We start from the raw sequence: 9,720 nt of genomic DNA, 5'->3' as shown, positions 1-9,720 counted from the left end.
GGGACTGAAGGGGTGATGTCGAGCTTTGCAGTACGTGCGGTCGAGGGCCGCAATATCCAACGTCTGGCGCTTACCGCATCGGTGATCGCGCTGACGTGCGCTTCGCAGGCGGCTCTGGCACAGTCGGCCAGCGGAACGGCAGGCGAGATGGACGTTCAGGTCGCACAGCAGGCGACCGTCGGGCAGTCCGCCGCTGGCAGCGGCGTCAAGAAGCCCGTCTCGGGCTCGACCAACATCGCAGTTCAGGGCCAGACCGACCAGTCGTCGGTGACGCCGGCCGATATCAGCACCCCTGCCGCAACCGCGGAAGGCGAGGGCAACGACATCGTCGTCACCGGCATCCGACAGTCCCTGGCTAATGCGCAGACGCTCAAGCGCAACGCCGACACCGTCGTCGACGCGATCACTGCGGAGGACATCGGCGCACTTCCCGATCGCTCGATCAACGAAGCGCTGCAGCGTGTGCCGGGTGTGGCGATCACGCGGTTTGCGTCCGCCGCAGACGCGCAGCACTTCTCCGTGGAGGGATCGAGCGTCCAGATCCGCGGTCTCACCTATTCGCGTGGCGAGTTCAACGGCCGCGACGCGTTCGCGGTCAGCGCGGGGCGCGAAATTGGCTACAATGACGTTCCGGCCGAGCTCGCCGGATCGATTGAGGTGTTCAAGAACCTGACCGCCGACATGATCGAAGGCGGCATCTCGGGCACCGTCAGCATCAACACGCGCAAGCCGTTCGACAGCAAGGATACGCTGATCTACCTGGCGGGTGGAACGAGCTATGGCGATCTGGCCGAGCGGTCCGCGCCGTCGGTCGTCGGCCTGTTCAGCAAGCAGTGGGATACGAGCGGCGGCAGTCGCTTCGGTCTTCTCGTCGGGGGCAGCTACTTCCAGCAGTACAGCCGCGCAGACTCGATCTTCACCTCGGGGTTCCTTCCGCGCTTCAACGCGCCGTCCGACGGGGTCGATGGCTACGCGGTCAACGGCAATTTCCAGGGGTCGCAGTTCGACGGCGTAACCTGCGACGGCAACAACCCCAACGAAGGCCGCATCATCAATGCCGGCCAGCCCTACGCGATCCGCATCTGCGACAGTTTCCAGACGCCTCCCGGGGTCGACACCGTCTACACTCCGAGCGGTGGCGGCGTACGTTCGCAGCGGTTCAACACCCGTCGCAACAGCATCACGGCGTCCGGCCAGTTCGAGAGCGCCGATCGCAGCTTCCTCGCGACGGCGCAGTATCTTCGCGCCGAGTCGCGCACGTCGTGGATCGACCGATCCATCGAATCCTCGGTCTACTACAACGACATCGGGCAGACGTTCCCGCTCGCAGGCACCAACTACACGTTCGACGATGACGGCGTGTTCACCAGCGGTACCATCACGCGGCTCAACAACCGTCAGGCGCATAACGTGCCTGCCAGTCAGGCCTGTGTGATTCCGAACAACGGCTTCCCCTACACCAGCACCTATTGCGACTACAGCCAGTTCGTGAATCCGAACGGCAACAACACGTTCGTGACGAACCGCTTCAACGATACCCGAACCAAGACCCAGGACTTCGCGCTAAATCTGAAGTGGTCGCCTTCCGATCGTCTTCACATCAACCTGGACGGTCAGTACACCGAGGCCAAGTCCCGCAGCATCGACGACATCGTCGACGGCTATACGTTCTCGAACCTGTCGCTGGACCTGACGGGCAAGACTCCGCAGATCGCGTTCGTGACGCCGGGCTTCGACGCGTCGACGTACTTCACCGCTCCGAACAACGTCTTCTTCAACGATTCCTACAACAATCGCGCGATCAACGACGGACATGAATATGCCTTTCGTGGCGACATCCAGTACGACATGTCGGACGACAGCTTCCTGCGCGGCGTACGTGCCGGTGGCCGCTGGTCGAAGCGCTCGCAGACCGTGCGGACCAACGACTACAACAATTGGGGCTCCTTGTCGGCGACCTGGACGGACGAGGGACCCGTCCCCTTGGGCGCCTCGCCGAACAGCACGGAAGCGGCCAGCTTCCCCAACTTCTTCCGTGGCGGCTCTTCGGTTCCGCCGGCCCTGTTCCTGTCCGATGCCGTCATCACCAACCATGATGCGCTGACCGCGCTTCTGCGCAGCGTCCGCGATCCGCTCAACGGTTTCAGCTACACGCCGATCGAGGATCGTGGCGGTGCGGTCGTCAACGGTCGGACGACGCAGAACCCGAACCTGATCAACGGCTATTTCTTCTCGAACGAGATCTACGACAATTCCGAAGAGACGCGTGCGGCCTACGTCCGCGCCGATTTCGGAACCGATTTCGGAAGCTCGGGAATGCGCCTCGTCGGCAACATCGGTCTCCGGTACATCAACACCAAGGACATCGCCGCCGGCGCGGTGAACTTCCCGCAGACATCGCAGGTACTACCGTCCGGTTTCGGCAGTTTCGCCGCGTATTGCGCGCAGCAGACCGGTCCTCGCGACGACGGCACTCTTCCGAACGCTTCGCAGGTTCCCGCACTGTGCCGCCCAGGGGTCACTGCCGGGCAACAAGGTGCGGCAGTCGCATTCGCGAACGGGCAGTCCGTCGCGCAGAACGCGGTGAACAAGTTCGACAACTGGTTGCCGAGTCTGAATCTGCGCCTGGACATCACACCGAAGTTCCTGGTCCGCTTCGCGGGTTCGAAGGCGATCACGCGGCCGAACTTCGGCGACCTGCGGAATTTCGTCTCGTTGAACTTCAACGGCTCGAACGGCGTGTTCGAGGCCCGGGCGGCGAACCCGTACCTGAAACCCATCAAGGCCGACCAGTTCGACTTCACCGCGGAATGGTACTTCGCAAAGGTCGGACAGCTGACTGGTACGCTCTTCTACAAGAAGCTGACCGACGTCATCGTCAACAACAGCGGCTTCGTCCGCACGTTCGCGAACAACGGGTCGAGCTACGATCTGGCTCTGACGGGGCCGGCGAACGCCGAGGGATCGACCGACGTCAAGGGTGCGGAAGTCTCGTATCAGCAGACCTACGAGTTCCTACCGGGCGCCTTGAGCGGTCTGGGTATGCAGGCGACCTACACGTACATCGACGCCGGTACCGTCCAGACCTCGCCGCCTGCCTTCCGGGCCTCTAGCGATCCGACTCCGTTCGAGGGCGATGGCAACCAGCCACCGACCGACATCACGGGTCTGTACAACAACCTGCCGCTGGCACTGCTGTCGAAGCACAACTTCAACGTGGCGGGTTTCTACGACAAGTATGGCATCTACGCGCGCGTTGCATATAGCTGGCGGTCGAAGTTCCTGCTGAACAACCGTGACGAACTGTTCCCGTTCCTTCCCGTATACAGCGAGCCTACCGGACAGGTCGACGCGTCGCTGTTCTACACCGTGAACAAGAACTTCAAGATCGGTATCCAGGGAAACAACATCCTGGATGCGACCACGAAGACCCGGTTCCTGTTGAACGCGGATGGACTGACCGCACCGCGGACCGCGTTCAAGAGCGACCGGCAGTTCCAGTTCAGCGTGCGCCTGACCTACTGATGCACGCGGCATGGGCGGTCCATCGGCGGATCGCTCATGCCGGTACATTGCCTGGCGGCGTAATTGGCACTGCACCGTCGAACGGCAGACGTCGCACGAGGACGGCGCGATCGTCGACACGCAGCGGTCTGCCCGGTATTGCAGCGACGGACCGAGGACGATTGCGATGGTGGTGATGGCGATGGACGTTCTGGCGGGTGCCAACCGTGTCGAGGAGGTCCAACACATGACCCCCGCGCGTTTTGAAAGCGAGATCGTGCCCGCGTACCGCCCGGTGGTGCTGCGTGGTCTCGTTTCGGATTGGCCAGCCGTAGCCGCCTCGTCACACGGGCCGCGGGCCACCGCCGATTACATCCGGCGTTTCGATGGCGGACGCCCCGCCAAGGTGTTCGCCGCTTCGCCGCAGGTCGCCGGTCGGTTCTTCTACAGCGACGACCACAGCGGCTACAATTTCAGGAATGCGCAGGTCATGCTGCCATTGCTGCTCGATGCCCTCGTGGCCGAAGCTGGCAATCCGAACGCGCCCGCGCTGTACGCCGGATCTGCCTCCGCACCCGACAACTATCCCGGCTGGGCGGAAGCCAACCCGCTGCCGTTCGTACTGGCCGATGCGACGCCGCGCCTGTGGATCGGCAATGCGAGCCGGGCGTCGACGCACTATGACGGTTCGCACAACATCGCCGCCGTCGTCGCCGGGGCCAGGCGTTTCGCGCTGTTCCCCCCGGACCAGACGGCGAACCTGTACGTCGGACCGTTGGAGAACACGATCGCGGGTCAACCCACCAGCATGGTCGACATCGAGGCACCCGACCTCGATCGCTATCCCCGCTTCGCGCAGGCGATGGAGTCAATGGTCGTCGCCGAACTCGAACCGGGAGACGCGCTGTTCATTCCAGCGTTCTGGTGGCACGACGTGAAGGCCAGCGGTCCGCTGAACGTGCTGGTCAACTACTGGTGGGGGCAGCCGGAGGTCTCTCCGTTCGGCGCGCTGATGCACGCCGTCCTGGCAGTTCGGGACCTGCCGCCAGCTGAACGCGCCGCGGTTCGCAGCTGGTTCGATTATTACGTGTTCGACGAAGGTGCGTCCCATGTCGCCGACCACCTGCCGGCGTCGGCGCGCGGCGTGTTGGGTCCACCGTCGCCGCAACGTACACGCTCGATACGCGGCTTTCTGAAGCGCATGCTGGACAACGGCTAGCGCGACGGCGTCACACGTTCGAATGGTCCGAACCGGCAATAGGGGAAGCCACCGCCGCCGCTTGATCGCGCTGCAACGGCATCGATCAGTCGGAACCGGTCGCCACCGCATATTCTGCGACCCTGCTGTTCCTCCAGGACGAGCAGGTACGTCCGGTCGAGTTCGGCCAGATGCGCACACGACGGACCGATCCGACTGCGATAGATCTTCCCCCTCGTCAGCGTGAAGTCGATCGCGTCAGGGACCTGCGCGCGTCGCGAAACGATCCTCTCGCTATCGATGCACGTAGTGGCAGGCGGCGGAATGCGTTGCGCAGAACCGGGAGCGGCAATCGCCAGAACAATGGCGCCGAACATGGTCTTTCGGTTCATAGTTTTACGCCTGGAGAAGTCGTTGCAGCGACCCGCCGATCGCTCTGCCCTTTCCAGTCGGGAAGCGGGGTGATCCGTATGACCCCCGAATGCCGAGTGATCACCAAGACGTTCTTGTCGAGGAGCCGCCCGGCCGTGCTGATCCCCTGTCCAAGACGTTCACCAACATGGTCGTCATCGCCTGATATCTCCCTTTGATGCGCAAATGAGCGCGTATGCTATCCGGGACGGGAGCGGGTTCACCGACCCGCCTGGATCAGGATCGCGTCCGAAGGCAGCAACGCGTCGAGGAACGGAAGGATTGCCGCTCCGACAGCAGGTCCGTCCCGGGCCAGTACCGCGGGCATGATCTTCGCCTGCGACGGTAACGGCAACGCGCTCATCGACCGCGTCAGTTCGTCCGCCAGCCGTTCGATGAGCGCCATCGGCAGGCGTCCGCCGATCAGGACGGCATCAGGATTGAGCAGGCAGTTCACCGCCGTCAACGGTTGGGTCAGCGATCGCACTGCGTCAGCAAGCCAATCGTCGACGACACCCATCGCATCCGCATTTAGATGCTCCAGCTCATCGACGCCCGCGATCGGGTGTCCCGCCGCCTCGAGCCTGTCGTTTAGAGCGGACAGCGATACCGTATCCTGGACGATCGCACCGACCCCGGCTTCCGGATCGGGCATGAGCCCCAGTTCTCCGGAGCGTGCGGTGGCGCCGCGGTGATAGCTTCGATCGATCACAACGCTGCCGCCGAGTCCTGCACTGATCAGGATGTAGAAAAAGCTGGGGTTGTCGTACGCCGTCCCATATTCGGCCTCGCCCAGGGCAGCGGCGGCCGCGTCATTGTCGCAGTGGATCGGCCAAGGCCATTCGGCCGCGAGCATCTTCGTCAGGTCAACGTCGTTCCAGCGATCGTAGGCAGCGGGCCGATGCGGCAACGGTATGCGACCGAGATCGTCGGGAATGGCCACACCGATCCCCAGAATACGCGATCGGTTGATATCGCCGTCCAGAATAGCCTGCTCAAGGTTGGACCGGACGAAACCTAAGACGTCCTCCGGCAGCGCAAAGGATTTTTCGCAGGTGACGCGGCTGCGGATTGTTCCTGCGAGATCGAGCGTTACGAGGGTTAGGTGATCGCGATCAATGTTTAATCCAATGGCGAACGCGCCGTCTGGCTCGACTTCGAGCTGCATCGCCGGCTGGCCCCGATTTCCTTGTGTACGCCCGGTCACACGCACGAGCCCCATGTCGACGAGACGCCCAGTTATGTTGGCGATAGTCGGTGCGGTCAGTCCAGTCTGTTGCGATATCGCGATCCGGGTCGTACCGGGTGCCAGACGCACCGCCTGCAGGACGGTTCGAAGGTTATAATCCCCAGCACGCGCTAGATTTGTTCCTGAAAGGCTGCGGGAGAGGCGTGCGACCTTGGTCTCCATCGGGGCGGCGTTTAGGGAATCGCGCTCGGTCCGCGATTTTGTCACGCCGGTACGCCCCTCGTTGCGTAAATGATCATATCATCACGCTACCGGCATTTCCCCCTCGGCGGCAACCCGGCGACTACATAATTCAATTTGACATTTGCATCTGTCTAGTCAGATTTCGCGCAATCATGTTCGTCTTTATCAAGCCAACGCGCGTACTTAGCCGAACCTATCGTCATAGTCGGAATGGCGGGCCTGCTGATTGCGGGTGCCAAGCGTCGCCTTAGGCTTTTGACCACCGCGTCCGGCATGTTCCGGCTGAGCGGGTGCGTGAACGTTTCGGCGTAGTCGGGCAAGCCGACGCGCAAGATGAGGAGGGGAAAAATGATACGTACGATCTCGATCGCTTTGGGTATTTTCGCAGCCAGCGCTGCGCCGGCGCAGGACGACATACTGAAGAGAGCAATCAACCAGCCGGGATTAAACTACAACGTCAGCGGAGCGGCGCAGACCACCAAGCGCATCAAGGACTCCGGGGTCGTTGGCGGGCAGGCGCTGCGCGTGCAGGTTAACGAGAAGGGCCCCGAAAACTACTCAGTGCAGGCGGTCTCCCCGCTGAGCAAGCCGATCGTGAAGGGCCACCGCATCGTCGTGGCGGTTTGGGCCCGCGCGCCTAAACTGATCGGTGACGCGACGACGCCGATCCCGTTCTTCGGCGTCATCGGCCCTGCGCCGGGCTATGCGACCGTCGCCAGTGGACCGGCCCAAGTCAGAGCGGCGTGGAAGCTGTACGACGTCAAGGGCGTCGCACCGTCCGATTTGGCCGCCGATGCAGCCACCGTCGTCGTCCATCTCGCCGGCGCCAAGGCCGTCATCGATCTGGGTCCCGTGTTCGTCATCGATCTCGATGCGACATGAGCGGGACCCATACCTTCGGATAGTGCCGTCAGGGAGTGTCGCGTCCCTCGCAGACGGTGCCCCTGAGGTCGGTCCTAACCGTCGGGCCGGACTGCGCGAAGTGCAGGTATGCTCGTTGCGCGAGATCGTAGCGAGGCCAGCGAGGTAGGCGGCCACCGTTCGGATCGCCGCTTCTGACGAATTCGAGCCAATAGGCCTGAAGTGGAGGTTGCCCTACGGTGGGGCGGTCGAACACATAGCGGACCTCGCTGGCATGGCTGACTTCGCCACCGGGTGCCGCATAGTCGAACTGATATTGCCAGACCGGGGCACCGCGGCTGGCCAGCACCTTCGACACCGCGATCGTCGGGCAGCGGAAGACGACGTCCGTGCCGAGCTGCATCGCGACGTCGCCCAAGCGCGGGTCGGCCGCTGGCATACCGGGCCCCGTCAGTCCGTAGGCGGCAAGGACTCGGGACGTGGTGTTCGGAAACTCGCGGACTATGACGGGGCGGGGGTCCGTGCCGGAATAGCCCGTGAACTCCTTCGCGTTCACCCCGATGATCGTCGGGACACGCGCAACGTGCCCGGCTGCGAGCGCGATCGCGGGCGTTTCGCGTAGCACGCGGCCATCGGCGACGGCCTGCAACCAGATGAAGCTCGGGTCGATCCCCGGCGCCAGGTCCTTGGCGTCGACCTCCTGCGCCGCGAGTATGGCCGGCACGGGGAGTGCCCGCAACTGGACCGTGGTTGCTTTGGGCGCCAGTCCCGCACGCGTCACGATGATGCCGCCCAACGCCTCGTTCTGAGCAAGCGATCGCGGCGCGACGCCGAAGCCCGCCGTGCCGCTTTCGGCGATCGCCTGCGCGAACAGTCCGCGCGATGCCGGTGCGAGCATATGCAGTCCCACGTCCTGCGCGCCGGCGGATTCCCCGGCTATCGTGACGCGTATCGGGTCACCACCGAACCGGGCGATGTTGCCACGCACCCATCGCAACGCCGCCTGCTGGTCCATCAGACCGTAATTGCCCGATATGCCGCCCTGTTCGACCGACAGCGCAGAATGCGAAAGGAAACCGAGAGCGCCCAGTCGATACTGGATCGACACCAGCACGACGCCGCCGTCGGTGATGTGCGATTCCACCGTGCCGCTGCCGGCTCCACCACGATTTCCACCGCCGTGGATCCATACCAGTACCGGCAGCAACGCGGTCGTCGCGATCCGCGGCGTCCGGACGTCCAGGAACAGGCAGTCTTCGGCTCCCGCTGCGGACGCTGCGCGGTTCCAGTCTCCGTAGACGGGCTGTGGGCAAGCGGCGTGATCGGCTACGGCACCGACGATCGCGGTATGCGACCTCGGCGGCGTCGGGGGTCGCCAGCGGAGGGGGCCAATTGGCGGCTCGGCGAACCGGATACCGCGAAAGATGCCGCCCCCGGTGGGAAGCGCCTCGCCGCGGACCGGCCCCGCGTCGGTAACGACGACCGGTCCCCCGGCAACCCGGTCCCGCGCGACCGGATCCCCCACGACCGGCTCGTTCCCGGCAGCGGCCAGCGCGATCAGCAGCGCGGCGATCACGACCGACGGCTCCTCGGGGACGCGGCCATTGCGGCGCGAATGGCCCTCTCGGCGACGGGTGCCATCACCGCATAGCCCGCCTCGTTGGGATGCACGCCGTCATAGGTCCATTCCCGACGCAGTGCGTCGCCGTCGTGCAACGCGCCCCAGTAGTCGGCATAGGTCGCGCCGACGCTGGCCGCATAGGTCTTCAGCCACGCGTTCATCGCCGTGATTTGCGGGATGGTGGCAAGGCCGGGGCGCCATGGAAAACCCGCAGCCGGCGGGATCGACGCGAGGATGACGCGGATTCCATGCGACTGGGCGAGCTCGGTCATCGACATGATGTTCGCCTGGGTCTGTTCGGGAGTCATCGGTCCCGTGTTGCCCGCGATGTCGTTCGTGCCCCCCATGATCTGTACGATCGCGGGCTTCAGCGCGATCACGTCCTGCCGGAAACGGAGCAGCATCTGGGGCGTGGTCTGTCCGCCGATCCCCCGATCCAGCCGACCGGCACTGAAGAAGCCGGGCACCTTGTCGATCCAGCCCTGCGTGATCGAGTCGCCCATGAAGACGATACGCGGGGCCGTCGCCGGCTCGAGAGCTGCGTTTGCCGCTTGATAGCGACCGAGCCACGGCCAGTCCTGATGCAGCCGCTCCTCCGCCTCCGCCGCAGCACGCTGTTTGGCGGCATCGTCGGCCTGAGCGGAAGCGGGGGTGGCGCACGCCATGAGCAGCATGGCGATCATTGACGGGAGG

The 9,720-nt window shown here is 64.1% G+C and carries 7 protein-coding genes; 3 read left to right on the top strand and 4 right to left on the bottom strand.

The window, feature by feature from the left end; all coding sequences use genetic code 11:
* Positions 1-15: 15 nt before the first annotated feature.
* Positions 16-3,525: a TonB-dependent receptor gene (locus tag AC1MLZ_RS20280; RefSeq protein WP_480961789.1), complete on the top strand. Its 3,510-nt coding sequence runs from the start codon at positions 16-18 to the stop codon at positions 3,523-3,525.
* A 10-nt stretch (positions 3,526-3,535) separates the two neighbouring features.
* Positions 3,536-4,723, top strand: coding sequence for a cupin-like domain-containing protein (locus AC1MLZ_RS20275; protein ID WP_480961788.1), 1,188 nt, complete (start codon positions 3,536-3,538; stop codon positions 4,721-4,723).
* Here AC1MLZ_RS20275 and AC1MLZ_RS20270 read toward each other — a convergent pair.
* Positions 4,720-5,094: a hypothetical protein gene (locus AC1MLZ_RS20270; protein WP_480961787.1), complete on the bottom strand. Its 375-nt coding sequence runs from the start codon at positions 5,092-5,094 to the stop codon at positions 4,720-4,722. The two genes, AC1MLZ_RS20275 and AC1MLZ_RS20270, sit on opposite strands and share 4 nt — an antisense overlap.
* A gap of 239 nt (positions 5,095-5,333) precedes the next feature.
* Complete coding sequence (locus AC1MLZ_RS20265) at positions 5,334-6,524, bottom strand: ROK family protein (RefSeq protein WP_480961786.1); 1,191 nt, start codon at positions 6,522-6,524, stop codon at positions 5,334-5,336.
* Between the two features lie 369 nt (positions 6,525-6,893).
* On the opposite strand from AC1MLZ_RS20265, the gene AC1MLZ_RS20260 reads away from it, so the two are divergent.
* Entirely contained in the window at positions 6,894-7,427 is a 534-nt protein-coding gene (locus AC1MLZ_RS20260; protein ID WP_480961785.1) for a hypothetical protein, read from the top strand.
* 28 nt (positions 7,428-7,455) lie between these two features.
* Here AC1MLZ_RS20260 and AC1MLZ_RS20255 read toward each other — a convergent pair whose 3' ends face one another.
* Together AC1MLZ_RS20255 and AC1MLZ_RS20250 are read right to left on the bottom strand one after the other, a co-directional pair.
* The gene (locus AC1MLZ_RS20255) at positions 7,456-8,982 is read right to left on the bottom strand and encodes a carboxylesterase/lipase family protein (protein WP_480961784.1); all 1,527 of its coding nucleotides are present in this window, start codon (positions 8,980-8,982) and stop codon (positions 7,456-7,458) included.
* Entirely contained in the window at positions 8,979-9,710 is a 732-nt protein-coding gene (locus tag AC1MLZ_RS20250) for an SGNH/GDSL hydrolase family protein (protein WP_480961929.1), read from the bottom strand. The genes AC1MLZ_RS20255 and AC1MLZ_RS20250 overlap by 4 nt, the downstream gene beginning before the upstream one ends.
* Positions 9,711-9,720 lie beyond the last annotated feature (10 nt).

This window comes from Sphingomonas sp. PEI4 (genome assembly GCF_056679955.1).
Note: the sequence above shows the minus strand (reverse complement) of the source record. Positions and strands in the feature narration are given on the sequence as shown.